8 protein-coding genes and 1 riboswitch are annotated in these 16859 nt (G+C 75.2%); of the genes, 1 reads left to right on the forward strand and 7 read right to left on the reverse strand.

Annotation, left to right across the window (positions count from 1 at the left end):
- Positions 1 to 11 precede the first annotated feature (11 nt).
- The 6 genes from JOE68_RS28935 to JOE68_RS28960 form a co-directional block, all read right to left on the reverse strand.
- Complete coding sequence (locus tag JOE68_RS28935; RefSeq protein ID WP_307820050.1) at positions 12 to 842, reverse strand: ECF transporter S component family protein; 831 nt, start codon at positions 840 to 842, stop codon at positions 12 to 14.
- A gap of 170 nt (positions 843 to 1012) precedes the next feature.
- Positions 1013 to 2614, reverse strand: a complete 1602-nt coding sequence (locus JOE68_RS28940; protein WP_204845539.1) for an ABC transporter ATP-binding protein — start codon at positions 2612 to 2614, stop codon at positions 1013 to 1015.
- On the reverse strand, positions 2611 to 3723 hold the full coding sequence (locus JOE68_RS28945) for a CbiQ family ECF transporter T component (protein WP_204845540.1): 1113 nt from the start codon (positions 3721 to 3723) through the stop codon (positions 2611 to 2613). Before JOE68_RS28945 ends, JOE68_RS28940 begins: the two co-directional genes overlap by 4 nt.
- 1 nt (position 3724) lies before the next feature.
- Entirely contained in the window at positions 3725 to 4672 is a 948-nt protein-coding gene (locus tag JOE68_RS28950; RefSeq protein ID WP_204845541.1) for an ABC transporter substrate-binding protein, read from the reverse strand.
- 8 nt (positions 4673 to 4680) lie between these two features.
- On the reverse strand, positions 4681 to 5541 hold the full coding sequence (locus JOE68_RS28955) for an ABC transporter substrate-binding protein (protein WP_239562387.1): 861 nt from the start codon (positions 5539 to 5541) through the stop codon (positions 4681 to 4683).
- On the reverse strand, positions 5538 to 8210 hold the full coding sequence (locus JOE68_RS28960; RefSeq protein ID WP_307819963.1) for a hypothetical protein: 2673 nt from the start codon (positions 8208 to 8210) through the stop codon (positions 5538 to 5540). Before JOE68_RS28960 ends, JOE68_RS28955 begins: the two co-directional genes overlap by 4 nt.
- A gap of 92 nt (positions 8211 to 8302) precedes the next feature.
- Positions 8303 to 8448: riboswitch (adenosylcobalamin (AdoCbl) riboswitch) on the reverse strand.
- Positions 8449 to 9990: 1542 nt separating this feature from the next.
- Between JOE68_RS28960 and JOE68_RS28965 the strand changes: the two genes are divergently transcribed.
- Positions 9991 to 15465 carry an ATP-binding protein gene (locus JOE68_RS28965; protein ID WP_204845543.1) on the forward strand — a complete coding sequence of 1825 codons (5475 nt, stop codon included), beginning with the start codon at positions 9991 to 9993 and terminating at the stop codon, positions 15463 to 15465.
- Positions 15466 to 15676: 211 nt separating this feature from the next.
- Here JOE68_RS28965 and JOE68_RS28970 read toward each other — a convergent pair whose 3' ends face one another.
- Complete coding sequence (locus JOE68_RS28970) at positions 15677 to 16828, reverse strand: S8 family peptidase (protein ID WP_204845544.1); 1152 nt, start codon at positions 16826 to 16828, stop codon at positions 15677 to 15679.
- Positions 16829 to 16859: the final 31 nt, after the last annotated feature.

The following is a 16859-nucleotide window of genomic DNA, read 5'->3' on the forward strand; positions in this document are numbered from 1 at the left end:
CGGCCGCGATGTCAGCGGGGGAGCCGCCCCGGCGCTTCGGTGTCACCGAAGGTGGGCAGCACGCCGTGCGAGGCCCTGCGGGAGGCGCGGCGCAGCGTCGACAGCACGGCCGGGCCCAGCACGAGGATCGCGACCGCGTTCGTGATCGCGCGGCCGGTGTCCCACCCGGCGGTGGAGGTCAGCAGCGTGAAGACGGCGAACCGGTGCAGGTTCTCCGGCAGCGGGTCGCCGGGCACGTAGGAGATGTGGCCGTCGTGGTACGGGACCTCGGCCCCGGTGATGAACGGCCAGAACCACAGGTTCATCAGGAACCCGAACAGGTAGGCCACGACGACGCCGTAACCGACCAGCACGGCGATCTCGGCCCGGCCGGCGACCCTCCGGGGCAGCAGGCCCGCGCCCATCCCGATCCACGCCGAGCACAGCATCTGGAACGGCAGCCAGGGGCCGACCCCGGCGGTCAGCAGCGCCGAGGCGAACAGCGAGGTGCAGCCGAGCACGAACCCGAACCCGGCCCCGAACACCCGCCCCGCCAGCACCAGCACGAAGAACACCGTCTCGATGCCCGCGATGCCCGCGCCCAGCGGGCGCAGCGCCGCGTTGACCGCGGAGAGCACCCCCAGCAGCGCCAGCGCCTTGGCGTCCATGCCGCCCTCGGACAGCTCGGCCAGCACGACGGCGATCAGCACCGGCAGGATGGCGATGAAGACGAACGGCGCGTCGGCGCCGTGCTGCACCGACTGGGGCTGCACGCGCGTCAGCAGCGGCCAGGCGAACATCATCAGCCCGGCGGCCGAGGCGAGCGCGAGCACGACCGCCGACCGCGGCCCGATCCGCACCACCCGGCCCGAGCCGGCCGGCCCCCGCCGCGCCGCGCCACCCCGGTCCCGCCGCGCCGTGCCGTCGGGCACCCGCCGCGCCGTGCCGCCCTCGTCCCGCCGCGCCGCGCTGTCGGGCACCCGGCTCGCCGCGCCGTCCCGTTCCCCGCCCACCGCGCCGCCCCGGTCCCGCTTCACCGCGCCGCCCCGGTCCGCGCTGCGCGCACGTCGTCCACCGTCAGCCAGTCCGGGCCCAGCACCTTGGCGACCTGGGGCGCGAACGCGGGGGAGCCGCCCAGCACCTCGGCGACCGGCCCGTCGGACACGACCTCGCCCTCGGCCATGACCGCGACGCGGTCCGCGACGGTCGCGACGAACTCGACGTCGTGGGTGGCGACGACCACCGCCCGCCCCTCGGCCGCCAGCGCGCCGACCACCCGCGCCAGCGCGGCCTTCGCGGTGTAGTCCAGCCCCCGGGTCGGCTCGTCGAGCAGCACCACGCGCGGCGCGGCGGTCAGCTGCACGGCCAGCACGAGGGCCAGGCGCTGGCCCTCGGACAGGTCGCGGGGGTGCCGCCCGGCGTCGAGCCCCGGCGCGAGCCGGTCCAGCAGCCGCCGGCAGGTCCCCGGCGCCGCGCCGGACTCGGCGTCGGCGGCGGCGCACTCCTCGGCGACGGTCTCCAGGTAGAGCAGGTCGCCCGCCGTCTGCGGGACCAGCCCGACGAGCCCGCGGGCCTGCGCGGCGGGCAGCGACCTCGGGTCCTCGCCGCCGACCCGCACCGCGCCGCCCTGGCGCGGGCCCGACCCCTGCAACGCCCACAGCAGCGACGACTTCCCCGAACCGTTGCGGCCCATCAGGGCCAGCACCCCGCCCGCGGGCAGGTCGAGGTCCACCCCGCGCACCGCCACCGTCGAGCCGTAGCGCACCAGCACGCCCGAGCAGGCGAGCACGGTCTCGCCCCCCGGCGCCGGCCGGGGCGGCGGGTCGCCGAGCGCGTCGCGCAGGGGACCGGCGAGCCGGCGCGCGTCGCGCACCGACAGCGGCAGCGGCCGCCAGCCGGCGAGCCTGCCCAGCTCCACGATCGGCGGCGCGACGGGGGTGTCGCGCAGGACGTCCGCCGGGAGGCCGTCCACCACGGACCCGCCACCGGGCACGTACAGCATCCGGTCGGCGAACGGGACCACCCGCTCCATGCGGTGCTCCGCCACCAGCACGGTCGTGCCGAGGTCCTGCACGAGGCGGGCCAGCGTCGCCAGCACGTCCTCCGCGGCGGTGGGGTCGAGCGCGGAGGTCGGCTCGTCCAGCACCAGGACCTTCGGGTGGGCGGTCAGCACCGACCCGATGGCGACCCGCTGCTGCTGCCCGCCGGACAGGCTGCGCAGGGCGCGGTGGCGCAGCTCCGCGATCCCCAGCAGGTCCAGCGCCTCCTCCACGCGCCGCCGCATGACCTGCGGGGCGAGGCCGAGCTGCTCCATGCCGTAGGCCAGCTCCTCCTCCACGGTGTCGGTGACGAAACCGGCCAGGGGGTCCTGCCCCACGACGCCGACCAGGTGCGCGAACTCCCGCGGCGGGTGGTGGCGGGTCAGCGCGCCCGCCACGGCGACCGCGCCGTCGAGGTGGCCGCCGGTGAAGTGCGGCACCAGGCCGTTCACCGTGCCCAGCAGGGTGGACTTGCCCGCGCCGGTCCGACCGGCCACCAGCACCAGCTCGCCCTCGCCGACGGCCAGGTCCACCTCGGCCAGCACCGGGTCGGGCTGCCCGTGGTAGCGGAAGGTGACCTGGTTCCACTCGATCACGCGGGCACCTCGGCGGCGTCGTGGCCCGCGGTCGCGGCGGCGGGCGGCGGGGACAGGAACGCGGGCAGCACCCCGAGCAGCACGCCCGCCAGCGGGACCCACGACAGCAGCGGCCAGGACAGGGTGGTCAGCGACGGGTTGAGGTCGGTGGGGTCCACCGCGGACGTCGCGAACAGCACCGCCGCCACCCCGGCGCCGCTCGCCGCGACCACCAGCTCCGGGGCGCGCCAGCGGTCGGGGCGGTAGCGCGTGCGCCGGACGCGGCGACCGGCCAGGTGGAAGCCCGCCAGGCCGACGGCCGTGCCGGCCGCGAGCACCGGGCCGGCGAGGAACCGCGGCGTGGAGCCGTCGAGCGTGGCGTACACGCCCACGCACACCCCGACCAGCCCGGCGATCATCAGCGCGCCGGTGCCCGCCCGCCGCCGGGCGTCGACCAGCGCGGACCGGCCGTACCCCCGCGAGTCCATGGACGCGGCCAGCCGCAGCGAGCGGTCCAGCGCGTCCGCCAGCACGGGCACCACGACCGCGCGCAGCGCCCGCGACCGCCCGCCCCCGCCCCGCAGCCGCCTGGCCCGCCGCACCCGCAGCACGCTCTCCGCCAGCTGCGGGAACACCGACAGCGCGACCACGACCGCCGTCCCCACCTCGTACAGCGCGGGCGGCACGGCCTTGAGCAGCCGCTTGGGGTTGGCCAGGGCGTTGGCCGCGCCCAGGCACACCACCACCGCCGCCAGCCGGAGCCCGTCGTACAGCCCGCCCAGCAGCGACTCCGCCGACACCGCGCCCAGCAGCCGGATGCCCGCCGCCCACTCGGGCAGCGGGATCTCCGGCAGCCGCACCAGGACCGTCGACCCCTCGGCCCCGCCGAACACCACCCGGAAGAACACCCGCAGGCACACGATGAACCCGGCCAGCACCAGGTACATCCGGAACGCCATCGCCCACGGCGCGTCGGCGCGGCGGGCCACCACGACGTGGCACACGACGAGCAGGACCGCCAGCAGCAGCCACGGGTTCGTGGTGCGGCTTGCGGCCACTGCCAGGCCCAGCGCCCACACCCACCACGCGGCCGGGTGCAGGTCGCGCGGCAGGAAGTACGCCGCCCGCACGCTAGGAGTCCCGCGCGCGCCTGCGCCTGCGCGCGGTCAGCGCGGTCGCCGCGGCCAGCAGGACCAGCGCCCCGGCCGCCGCCCACGGCGCGAGGTCGCTCGCCCCCGACTGCTCCCTGATCACCTCGTCGACGTCCGGGGCGCCCTGCCCGCCGTCGAACGCCACGTTGTGCCGCGGGTCCGGCGCCGGTGGCTTCGCGACGGCGCTCGCCCGCGGCTTCGGCGGCGGCAGCGCGGCCGTGCCGGTCGGGTCCGCGCCCGGGTCACCGGCGACCGCGGTCGGCGGCGGCGCCTGCTGCTCCGGCCGCGGGCGCTCCGCGGGGTTCTGCCGCAGGAGGGGCTGCTGCTCGTCGACGTCGCCCGACTCCGGCGCGCCCTCCTCGGGCGCGACGCACGGCCGGTCCTGCGTGCCGGGCCGGACCGCCGCGATCCGGGGCGCCGGGTTCGCGGCGGCGTCGGCGTTGAGCGAGAACGACCAGCCCTCGAACCCGCCGGGGACGAAGGCGCGGTTCTTCACGCCCCACTGGCTGTACTCCCAGGCGCAGTTGTTGCCCGCGTGCCAGTACGACCAGTACCCGGCGGCCGGCGGCGTGTCGAGGCAGGACTCCCGGTAGTCCTCGTCGCCCTCGACGGGCAGCCGCTCGACGGCGGAGGGCCGGTTCTCGACGCGGCAGACGAACGCCTCGCCCCACCGCTGGACCCCCGCGATCTGGAACCCCGCGCCCTTGAGCGCGTCCAGGCCGGTGCCGCCGGCGCCCTGCGGGTAGCAGCGCACCAGGGTGGTGCCGCCCAGCTGCTGGAAGTCGACCACGACGGTGACGCCCGCGTCGGACGGGCAGAACCCGGGCAGCCCCTTGCCGTGGTCGACGGCGTGGGCGCCGGGCGCGGCGGCGACCACCAGCGCGGCGGTGGCCGCGGCGCCCGCCGCGCGGGTGGCGAGCCGGCTCATCGGACGGCTCACAGGACCGTCAGCGTCGCCGTCGAGTAGACGGTGCCGGTCGAGCCGGTGGCGCTGATCGTGTAGGTGTAGGTGCCCGTGGCGGTCGGCGTGATCACCTGCGTGCCGCTGGTGGCCAGCGCGCCCGACCAGCCGCCGCCGCCGGTGGCGGGCGACACCGAGTGCGCGGTGACCGCGGTGGAGTTGGTCGACGTCCAGGTCAGCGACGTGCTCTGGCCCAGGGTGATCCTGCGGTCGAGGTCGTCGACCGACAGGCTCACCGTGGGGGTGTTCGGGCCGACCGCCGGGTTGTTGGGCGTCACGCCGGGCACGGGGTTGGTGCCCGCGGTCTTGTTCAGCGAGAACGACCAGCCCTCGAACCCGCCCGGGGTCACGTTGCGGGCGAGGGCGCCGTAGCTGCCGTAGGTCCACGTGGTGCCCGACCCGTCGGCGTGCCAGTAGCTCCAGTACGCGTCGGTCGGCGGCGTGACCACGCACGCCTCCTTGTAGGTCGGGCTGGTGGTGCGCGGGATGGTCTCGGTGGACGACGGGCGGTTCTCCAGGCGGCACACGAAGTTCAGCCCCCAGCGCACCGTGCCCGCGACCGCGATGCCCGCGTCCTGCAACGCCTTGATGCCGGTGCGCTGCGTGCCCGGGTCGGCGTTGGGGGAGCACCTGGTGATCGTCGGCGCGGCGACGCCGCCGTTGCCGTCGAGCTCCTGGAAGTCGATCACGACGGTGACGCCGGTCAGCGCGTCGTCGCCGGCGCAGACCCCGTCGTAGCCCTTGGTCGGGTCGACCGCCGCGGCCGACGGCCCGACGGCCGCGGCGACGGTCAGCGACAGGGCCAGGGTGGACAGGACGGACAGGACTCGTCTCACGGCGTTACCCCCATGGTGTTGTTCTTGCGCGTCTTCACGCGGCGGACCAGCAGGACGAGCGACCCGGCCACCCCGACCGCGCCCAGCGCGGCCAGCGCCCACACCGGCGCGGCGCCCACACCGGTCACGGCGCGCGCTCCGGTCACGACCTGCGGGGCGGTTGCGGGGTCTTTCCCCTGTTCGTGCAGGGGAAGGCGCACGGCGGCGGCGACCGGTGAGCCGTCGGCGTCGATCCACGACCTCCCGGCCACGCCCGGCGCGGCGGCGACTCCGGCGGCCAGGTCCGATCCGCCGTCGACCGCCCGGTTCCCGGCTCCGGTCACGTCTTCGGCGTCGGGCAAGGCCGCGTTGTCGGGCACGTCCCCGGTTCCGGGAGCGCTGCCGGGCCCCGGCACGCCGCCGTCCGGCAGCAGCAGGGCGCCCAGCGCGCGGGCCGTGGCGCCCACGTCCAGGCCCACCGCCTGCCGGGCCGCCGCGACCGCCGAGCTGCGGGCGATGTCGGCGTCGCCGTCGCCGTCGACCACCACCCCGTCCTCGCCCGTCACCCCGTCGAGCGCCCGCACCGCGCCCACCAGCGCCGCCGCCCGCTCGGGCGACCAGTCGCCGGGCACGGCACGGCCGGCCGCGGCGCCGTCGCGCGGGCGCAGGTTCAGGGCGGTGACGGCGGCGGCGGTCGCGGCGACGTCGCCCGCGGCGCACTCGCCGCCGCCCAGGTCGACCGGGAACAACCCGTCCGCGCACCGCGCGCGGACCAGCCGGTCGACCGCCGGGGCAGCGTCGTCCGCGCTCGACCCCGCGACGGTGGCGGCGATCAGCCACGCCTGCCGCCGCACGGACTCGTCGGAGTCGGCGAACGAGCCCGTGTCGGCGAACCGGCCGTCGGCGGTGCGCAGCGCGGCGAGGTCGGCCGAGATCCGGTCGACCAGCGCCGCCCGCCCCTCCCGCCCTTCGGGCCCGTCCGCTCCGCCGACCGGGTCGGCGTGCTCCGCCTGGTCGAACCGGGCGATCAGCAGCAGCTTGGCCAGCGGCTCGGCGTAGGCGGCGGCGCCCTGCTCGTAGGGCACGCCACGCGCGTAGGCGTCGACGGAAGCCGGTTGGAGCAGGAACCGCGTCGCGCGCTGGACCGCCTCGTCCTGCTCGCCCAGCGTGCGCAGCGCCAGCACCACGTCGGCGGTGGCGTCGTAGTCCACGAACGTCGTGCCGTCCTGCGCGACCTCCACGTGGTCGCCGCCGACCAGCCGGCCCGCCAGGTGCGCCCCGAGGCGGCCCGCCGGCGTCGCCGTGCCGGGCTCGGCGGACGTCGTCGGCGGCGTCACCGGGACCCCGCGCGACGAGCCCGGTGGCGGGGCGGGGTTCCCGGGCCGGTGGACGGGCGGGGCGGCCGGCGGCGGGGCGGCGCCGGCGGGTGGGTCGGTGGCGGGTGGGTCGGTGGTGGGCGGCGGTGTCGCGGGCGGCTCGTCCGGGGGGACGCGGCGCCGGGCGAGGTCGTGGAAGGGGACCCGGGCCAGCCCCAGCGACGCCTGCGCCCCGGACCGGATCCAGGTGTCCACGCCGACGATGCCGGTGGTGCGGGCCGCCCGGTACTGGGCGGGGTCGTAGGCGATCGCGCCGAGGTCGCCGGCCAGCGCCGTCCCCGCGTCCGCCTCGGTCACCTGCGCCGACCGCAGGAAGGCCACCCCGCGCCCGACCTCGGCGCCCGCGCCGCCCGCGGCGGCCAGCGCCTGCACGACCAGCCCGGTGCTGTTGGTGTTGGGCCCCTCGGTGCCCACCCCGCCGCCCCAGCCGCCCGTCGGGTCCTGCGCGGCCCGCAGCCAGCCGACCGCGCGCGAGATCGGCTCGTCCAGCCCGCCCGCGCCCGCTTCGCGCGCGGCGGTCATCGCCGACAGCGCCAGGCCCGTGGTGTCGCCGTCGGGCGAGGACTTGTCGAACGCCTTGCCCTCGTCGCAGGTCGACACCTTGTGGCCGGTGGGCGTGACGTGCTCGCCGACCTCGTCGGTGGGGATGTACTCGAAGAAGATCCGGAAGAAGCCCTCGGAGCACTGCTGGGTCAGCAGCGTGTCGATCGCCAGCGGGTCGTTGCGCCCGACCGCGGCCAGCCCGATCACCGCGAGGGCCTGGCCGAAGACGTTGGCGTTGTTGCTGACGAAGTCGGCGAAGTCCGGGTTCTTCGAGTAGTCGCTGACCCGCCCCTTGTCCGGGCCGGAGCGGCGGATCGCGGCCTCGGTCTCGGCCACCATGTCGTAGCCGTCGAAGGACCGCGGGTCCCGCCCCGAGACCTCGGCCGCCACCAGCACCTTCGCCGCCGCGCCGCCGACGATGATCGCGTCGTAGCCCTGGCCGGGGACCAGCCCGTCCCAGGTGAAGTAGTCGCTGGCGTGGCCCCCGCCGTCGAGGTGGTCGACGATCGGCGCGGCGAGCGCGGCGTCGTCCGAGGCGTGCATCGCGAACAGCGCGTCGATCATCAGGCCGTGGTCGGGCAGCTCCCCGCCCAGCGGGTTCTCGTAGGTGCCCTCGGGCGACAACCGGGCCGCGAGCCACCGCGCGGTGGCGTCGGCCGCCGACCGGTCACCCGCGACGGCGACGCCCGGACCGAGGCCGACGGAGCCGAGACCGACGGAGCCGAGGCCGGGGGCGCCGCCCAGCAGCAGCGCGGCGGACAGCGGCAGCACGGCGGACAGCGCGGCGAGCGATCGGAGGGCCCCACGGCGACGGGCCGTCCCGCCGTTCGCCGCGCGAAGGACGGATCGACACCGCATGTCGGAACGTCACCCCTGTGATTCGCGACAGTGGTTGGACAGTCATCCGCCCGCGTGGCGATCCGACTCGTCGCCGCACGGCGACCCACGGTTGCGCGACAGTGCCGGATTCCGACCGGCTTCCCCATCACGGGCAGAGGTATTCGGTTGTGGAGCCGGGCGAGCGTAACACCCATTCCACCCCGTTCGGCACGGCCGAACGGGGCACACGCGAGCGCAGAACGGTGACCGACCGCACAACTCCGGAGCCGGTCCCGAGCCGATCGCCGCCGCCGACCCGGCTTGCTGCGTTCGGGCGAGGGTTTTACCCGATTTGCGCGGCCCGTCTTCACTTGCCCTCACCTGGAGGCCACTCCACACGCGGCGCTTCAGCTCTCGCCTCGGTCGCGCTCCGCGCGGCGGCGCTTCAGCTCGAACCGCAGGCCGCGCTCCGCGCGGCGGCGCTGTTCAGCGCAGCCGTGTGCCTCGTGTTCTCCCCGTACGGCCTGGGCGCAGCCCAATCATGCCGAGCTGGGGGTGTCAAGCACGCTTCACCGCTTGACACCCCCAGCTCGGCATGATTGCCTCCGGCAGGCCGTACGGGGAGAACACGACGCACTTCCCTCCTCCTTGGGGGCCTCCCGGCCGCTCTTCATACTTAGGTCGCGCACCGATCCAGGAAATATTTGGTGCCGTACCGATCTGAGATCAAAAACCAAAAGAGTCCTCGCCGGACAGGCAGGCCGCCAAGGAGAAGGAAAAGCAAGAGCGGTCGTGTTCCCCCCGCATGACCTGTCAAAGACAACCATGCTTTCTTGGGGGGTGCAAGCGAAAAGCGTGCTTGTACCCCCCAAGAAAGCATGGTAGCCCTCCGGGCAGGCCATACGGGGAGAACACGAGGCGACCGGTCTGCACGGGGCGTGCCGGAAAGCCGAAAGCGAAAAGAAAAGGGCCGGCGGTGGGGGTCGTGCTCTGTTGCGGTGTGTCCGGGGTTGTGCCGATGGTGACGGCGTGATCACCGACGGTGTGCGGGGCTGGGTCGGGCGTGGTATGCAGTCGTGCTGTCTTGGAATGCCCGGGTCGAAATGCCCGTCAGTGGCATCCCCTCGAATGCGGCAGGGGGTAATTCCAGTACCGGAAAGTGTCGTAGTGGATGGGCACAACGGTCCGGGTCTTTCGGCGCGTGACCTGCGACAACAGGGGTGGACTGCCTGGTCGGCGGTGCGTGCGACGCTGATCACCTGATCGGTCGCGGGCCCGGCGCACCCGCTCTGAGCAGCGAAAACACCGATGTGCCCGGCTGGACGCGCTGAACGGGACAATAATTTTGACGTTTATTTGTACGACAGCGCCTTGCGGATCGCTGCGCGACTCATCCACGATGATAGGTATGACGGTTACCACGCTCACCGGCGTTCCGGACCCGATGGCGTCGAGAGCCCTGCCGGGCTCCCGGCCGGCCGCGGCCGTCCGCCTGCGCGCGGCGCGTCGGCCACCACTGCCCGGCCGTCGCTGAAGTACTGTTTTCGCGCCGCCTGCGCGGCACCCCGGTGGGGTGCGCGGGCCCGGTCCCGCGCGTCGACGACCGTGCCGACGACCGCGCCGAGGTCGGGCGCGCGGCCGGGCGCCGCGCGGACCGCCGCGACGGGCGACCGCCCAGCCCGCTCCACAGACTTGCAGACTTGACGCCTAGGAAGAAGAGGGACCCGGTCCGGTGTTCAGCCGAATTGCCATCGTCAACCGCGGTGAGGCCGCCATGCGGCTCATCCACGCCGTCCGGGAGCTGGCCGCGGAGACCGCGACGCGCATCGAAACCGTCGCCCTGCACACCGACGTCGACCGCGCCGCCACGTTCGTGCGCGAGGCCGACGTCGCCTACGACCTCGGTCCCGCGTCCGCGCGCCCTTACCTGGACCTGAAGGCGCTGGAGCGCGCCCTGGTGTCGACCGGGGCGGACGCCGCGTGGGTCGGCTGGGGCTTCGTCGCGGAGGACCCGGCGTTCGCGGAGCTGTGCGAGCAGATCGGGGTCACCTTCATCGGCCCGAGCCCGGACGCCATGCGCAAGCTCGGCGACAAGATCGGCGCGAAGCTGATCGCCGAGGAGGTCGGCGTGCCGGTCGCGCCGTGGAGTCGCGGCGCGGTCGACACCCTGGACGCGGCCCTGGAGGCGGCGGCCGGGATCGGCTACCCGCTGATGCTCAAGGCGACCGCGGGCGGCGGCGGGCGCGGCATCCGCGTGATCAACGACGACGCGGAGCTGGTCGACGCCTACGAGCGCACCAGCCAGGAGGCGGCGCGGGCGTTCGGCAGCGGCGTCGTGTTCCTGGAGCGCCTGGTCACCGGCGCGCGGCACGTCGAGGTCCAGGTGATCGCCGACGGCGAGGGCACGGCGTGGGCGCTGGGCGTGCGCGACTGCTCGGTGCAGCGGCGCAACCAGAAGATCATCGAGGAGTCGGCCTCGCCGGTGCTCGGCCCCGAGCAGGTGGCCGAGCTGAAGGCGTCGGCCGAGCGGCTGGCCGTCGCGGTCGGCTACCGCGGCGCGGCGACCGTCGAGTTCCTCTACCACCCCGGCGACCGGCTGTTCGCGTTCCTGGAGGTCAACACCCGCCTGCAGGTGGAGCACCCGATCACCGAGGCCACCACCGGGTTCGACCTGGTCAAGGCGCAGCTGTGGGTGGCCTCCGGCAACCGGCTGGTCGGCGCGCCGCCGCAGGAGCGCGGGCACGCCATCGAGGCCCGGCTCAACGCCGAGGACCCCGACCGCGACTTCACGCCCTCCCCGGGCCGCATCGCGCGGCTGGACCTGCCCGCCGGGCCGGGCATCCGCGTGGACACCGGTGTCAGCGAGGGCGACACCATCCCCGCCGACTTCGACTCGATGATCGCGAAGATCATCGCCTACGGCCGCGACCGCGACGAGGCGCTGGGCAGGCTGCGCCGGGCGGTGGCGCAGACCACGGTGATCATCGAGGGCGGCGCGACGAACAAGAGCTTCGTGCTCGACCTGCTCGACCGGCCCGAGGTGGTCGACGGCAGCGCCGACACCGGCTGGATCGACCGCGTCCGCGCCCAGGGCGGGCTCGTCTCGCACCGGCACTCCGCCGTGGCGCTGGCGGCGGCGGCCATCGAAGCCTACGAGGAGGAGGAGCGCGTCGAGCGGCAGCGGCTGCTGTCGACGGCGTTCGGCGGTCGCCCGCAGGTGCAGCACAAGAGCGGCCGGCCGCTGGACCTCAAGCTGCGCGGCGTCGGCTACCGGGTGCGCGTCGCGCGGGTCGGCGCGGACCGGTTCCGGGTGGGCGTCGAAGCGGGCGACGACGTGCGCACCGCCGACGTCGAGCTGGAGCGCTTCGACCGCCACACCGGGCAGATCGCCGTCAACGGCGCCCGGTTCCGGCTGCTCACCGGCACCCACGGGCCGATCCACCTGATCGAGGTGGACGGCGTGGCGCACCGGGTCAGCCGCGACGAGGGCGGTGTCGTCCGGTCGCCGATGCCCGCGCTGGTCGTCGCCACGCCGCTGGAGGTCGGCGCGGAGGTCGAGGCGGGCGCGCCGGTGCTGGTGCTGGAGAGCATGAAGATGGAGACGGTGCTGCGCGCGCCGTTCAAGGCGCGCCTGAAGGAGTGCGCCGTGTCCGTGGGCAGCCAGGTGGAGACCGGCGCGCCGCTGCTGCGGCTGGAGCCGCTGGGCGGCGCCGAGGCCGCCGCCACCGCCACCGCCGGCGCCGTCGAGCTGGACCTGCCGGCCGCGGCCGGGGAGGCGCCGGCGCGGGAGCGCGCCGCGCGCGGCCGGGAGGACCTGCGCGCCCTGCTGCTGGGCTTCGACGTGGACCCGCACGACGAGGGCCGGGTGCTGCAGGACTACCTCCTCGCGCGCCGGGCGGACGGCGCGGCGGGCCACCGGCCGCTGACCGAGGAGCTGGACCTGGTCACCGTGTTCGCCGACCTCGCCGAGCTGAGCCGCAACCGGCCGACCGGCAACGAGGTGGACAGCGGCGGCGGAGCCCACGTGCACAGCGCCCGCGAGCACTTCCACACCTACCTGCAGAGCCTCGACGTCGAGCGGGCCGGGCTGCCGGAGTCGTTCCAGGCCAAGCTCGCCACGGCGCTGGGCCACTACGGGGTCACCGACCTGGAGCGCACGCCCGCGCTGGAGGCCGCGGTGTTCCGGATCTTCCTGGCCCAGCAGCGCGCCTCCGCCGACGCTGCGGTCATCACCTCGCTGCTGACCGCGTGGCTGGGCGAGCCGCCGCCGGACGAGACGCTGCGCGAGCCCGCGGGCCTGGCGCTGGAGCGGCTGGTGGCCGCGACCCAGATCCGCTTCCCCGTGGTGGCCGACCTCGCCCGCAGCCTGGTGTTCGCCTGGTTCGGCCAGCCCCTGCTGCGCCGCAACCGCGCGCGCGTCTACGCCGACGTCCGCGAGCACCTGCGCCACCTCGACGCGCACCCGGACGCGCCGGACCGCGCCGAGCGCGTCGCCGAGATGGTGCGCAGCACCGAGCCGCTGGTGCGGCTGCTGGGCAGGCGGCTGGTCCGCGGCCACCGGGACAACGCGGTCATGCTGGAGGTGCTGACCCGGCGGTACTACGGCAACAAGGGGCTCACCGGCGTGCGCACCCGCGAGGTCGCCGGCTGCACGTTCGTGGTGGCCGAGCGCGCGGGCTCGTGCGTGGTCTCCACCGCGGTGGGCTTCGACGCGCTGGGCAGCGCGCTGCGCGGGCTCGCGGAGCTGGCCGGCGGCGAGGACACCATCGACGCCGACATCTACCTGGCGTGGGAGAACCAGCCGGAGGGCACCGACGCGATGGCCGCCGCGCTGCACGAGGTGGTCACCGCGCACCCGTTGCCCGAGCAGGTCCTCCGGCTCACCACCACGGTCGCGGGCAGCCGCGGCGCGGTGATGCACCACCACTTCACGTTCCGCCCGTCGACCACGGGGATGGCCGAGGAGCGGCTGATCCGCGGCCTGCACCCCTACATCGCGCAGCGGATGCAGATGGAGCGGCTGAGCCGGTTCGACCTCACCCGCCTGCCGTCCTCGGACGAGGAGGTCTACCTCTTCCGGTGCGTGGCGCGGGAGAACCCGTCCGACGACCGCCTCGTCGCGTTCGCCCAGGTGCGGGACCTGACCGAGCTGCGCGAGCAGGGCGGCCGGCTGGTCTCGCTGCCGACGGCGGAGGACACCCTGGCCGCCTGCCTGGACTCGATCCGCCGCGCGCAGGCGCAGCGGCCGTCGAAGAAGCGCTTCCCGACCAACCGGGTCGTGATCTACGTCTGGCCGCCCAGCGACCTCACCCGCGCGGAGCTGGAGATGATCGCCGGGCGGGTGCTGCCGACGACGGCGGGCGCCGGGCTGGAGGAGATCCTGCTCATCGGTCGGCAGCGCGACCACGAGACCGGCGAGCTGGTCAAGATCGCCGTGCGGGCCACCTTCGACGCCACCGGCGGCGCCCAGCTGACCGTCGGCGAGCCCTCGGCGGACCCGGTCGAGCCGCTGGACGACTACCGGCTCAAGGTGCTGCGCGCCAGCAGTCGCAACACGGTCTACCCCTACGAGCTGACCGGCCTGCTCGGCGAGTTCACCGAGCACGACCTCGACGACGACCACGCGCTCGTGCCGGTCGACCGGCCCAAGGGGTGCAACACCGCGGCGATCGTCGCGGGCGTGGTCACCACCCGGACCGCGCGGCACCCGCAGGGCGTCACCCGGGTCGTGCTGCTGGGCGACCCGACGAAGTCGCTGGGCGCGCTGTCCGAGCCGGAGTGCCGCCGCGTGATCGCCGCGCTGGACCTGGCCGAGCGGATGCAGGTGCCGCTGGAGTGGTACGCGCTGTCCTCCGGCGCCCGGATCTCCATGCGGTCGGGCACCGAGAACATGGACTGGGTGGCCGCGGCGCTCAAGCGGATCGTGGAGTTCACCCAGGACGGCGGCGAGATCAACATCGTGGTCACCGGCATCAACGTCGGCGCGCAGCCGTACTGGAACGCCGAGGCGACGATGCTCATGCACACCAAGGGCGTCCTGGTGATGACGCCGGACTCGGCGATGGTGCTCACCGGCAAGCAGGCGCTGGACTTCTCCGGCGGCGTGTCGGCCGAGGACAACTTCGGCATCGGCGGCTACGACCGGGTGATGGGCCCGAACGGGCAGGCGCAGTACTGGGCGCCGAACCTGACCGCGGCGCGGGACGTGCTGATGTCGCACTACGACCACACCTACGTCGAGCCGGGCGAGGACGGGCCGCGGCGGACGGGGACCGGCGACCCGGTCGACCGGGACATCTCCGACTTCCCGCACTCCCTGGCGGGCAGCGACTTCACCACGGTCGGCGAGATCTTCTCCGCCGAGGCCAACCCGGACCGCAAGAAGCCGTTCGACATCCGGACCGTGATGCGGGCGCTGTCCGACCAGGACCACCCGGTGCTGGAGCGCTGGGCGGGCATGGCCGACGCAGAGACCGCGGCGGTGCAGGACGTGCACCTGGGCGGGATGCCGGTGTGCCTGCTGGGCATCGAGTCGCGGTCGGTGCCGCGGCGCGGGTTCCCGCCCACCGACGGCCCGGACACCTACTCCGCGGGCACGCTGTTCCCGCGCTCGTCGAAGAAGGCCGCGCGGGCGATCAACGCGGCCAGCGGCAACCGGCCGCTGGTGGTGCTGGCGAACCTGTCGGGCTTCGACGGCTCGCCGGAGTCGCTGCGCAAGCTGCAGCTGGAGTACGGCGCGGAGATCGGCCGGGCGATCGTGAACTTCCGCGGTCCCATCGTGTTCTGCGTGATCTCCCGCTACCACGGCGGCGCGTTCGTGGTGTTCTCCAAGGCGCTGAACCCGAACATGACCGTGCTGGCGCTGGAGGGCTCGTTCGCCTCGGTGCTCGGCGGCGCGCCCGCCGCCGCGGTGGTGTTCTCCGGCGAGGTCGACGCCCGCACCGCGGCCGACCCGCGCGTGCAGGAGCTGGAGGCCCGCGTCGCGGCGGCCTCCGGCGCCGAGCGCGGCGTGGCGACCGCGGCGCTGGACGAGCTGCGCTCGGCGGTCCGCGCGGAGAAGATCGGCGAGGTGGCGGCCGAGTTCGACCGGGTGCACGACATCCGGCGCGCCGTCGAGGTCGGCTCCGTCGACGCCGTCATCCCGGCCGCCGAGCTGCGCCCGCGCGTCATCGCGGCCATCGAGTCGCACCGGCTCCGGCAGTCCTGACGGTTCCGGCCCCACCGCCGGCCCACCACGCGTGGGCCGGCGGTGGGGCGCGGGCGTCGGCGAGCGGGCGGGCCCACGCGCGCGGTGGACCGCCGGGGCGGGCTTCCCGCGCGTGGACGGGCGACCGGACCGCCCGCCGCCCCCGACGCGATGACCGATCGACCTCGACCATGGTCGAGGTCGGTGGTCCGGGGGCGGCGGACGGACCCGCTCAGTACGCGCGGGCGACCGCCAGGAGCCGGTTGGGCGAGCCCCTGGGGTCGGACACCACGCCCTTGGTGGCGTTGTCCGCCAACGCGGTCGCCACCTGGGCAGGTGTCAGGGCGGGCGTGCGGGACAGCAGCAGCGCCGCCGCGCCGGCCACGTGCGGCGTCGCCATGGACGTGCCCGACAGGTCGCCCGAGTCCGTGTCGCTGCCGTTGTAGGCCGACGTGATGCCGTCGCCGGGCGCGAACAGGTCCACGCAGCTGCCATGGTTGGAGAAGTAGGACCGCCGGTCGTTCCAGTCCGACGACGCGACGGTCAACGCCTCCCGCACCCGCGAGGGCGAGTGCCGGCACGCGTCGTCGGACTCGTTGCCCGCCGCGACCACCGCCACCACGCCGTTGGCGACGGTCCGCCGCACGGCGTCCTCGATCACGCGGTCCGGCGCGTCGCCGCCCAGGCTCATGTTCGCCACGGCCGGGCCGGACGCGTGGTGGGCCACCACCCAGTCCAACGCCTCGGCGACGTCCTCGCTGCTGCCGTTGCCGGCGCAGTCGAACACCTTCGCCGAGACCAGCCGGACGCCCTTGGCGACGCCGTAGGACGAGCCGCCCGCGGTGCCGGCGACGTGCGTGCCGTGCCCGTGGCAGTCCTCGTCCTGGTCGTCCACGGTGTTGGTGCCCCACACCGCGCGCCCGCCGAAGTCGCGGTGGGTGACCCGGACCCCGGTGTCGACCACGTACACGGTGACGTCCGACGCCGTGCCGGGGTACCGGTAGAGGCCGTCCAGCGGGAGCCGCTGCTGGTCGACCCGGTCCAGCCCCCACGACGGCGGGTCGCGCTGCTCGCCGTCGACCCTGACCCGCTGGTTCTGCTGCACGTAGGACACCGCCGGGTCGGCGGCGAGCCGCCGCGCGTCGTGCGCCGCCATGCGTGCCGAGAACCCCGGGAACACGTGGGAGAACGTGTGGACGACCGTGCCCGAGTACCGGGCCGCCAGCTCGTCCGCCGCGCGTTCCCCCTTGAGCACCACCACGTAACTGCCCTCGATCGCACCGGGCGCGTCCGCGCCCAGCACCTCGGCCACCGCGGTCGGTGCGGCGCCCACCAGCGCGCCGGCCGCCACCGCCGCGACCGTCAACCAGGATCCCGTCCTCATCGCACCTCCTGTGCGTCCTGCGGACAACGGC

It is taken from the genome of Saccharothrix algeriensis (genome assembly GCF_016907655.1).
Classification (GTDB): domain Bacteria; phylum Actinomycetota; class Actinomycetes; order Mycobacteriales; family Pseudonocardiaceae; genus Actinosynnema; species Actinosynnema algeriense.

What these genes read in the sequence shown, in the direction of transcription:
- JOE68_RS28950 (WP_204845541.1), bottom strand. Translation starts at nt 4,672, where the DNA reads ATGAGCCGGCTCGCCACCCGCGCGGCGGGCGCCGCGGCCACCGCCGCG.
- JOE68_RS28970 (WP_204845544.1), bottom strand. Translation starts at nt 16,828, where the DNA reads ATGAGGACGGGATCCTGGTTGACGGTCGCGGCGGTGGCGGCCGGCGCG.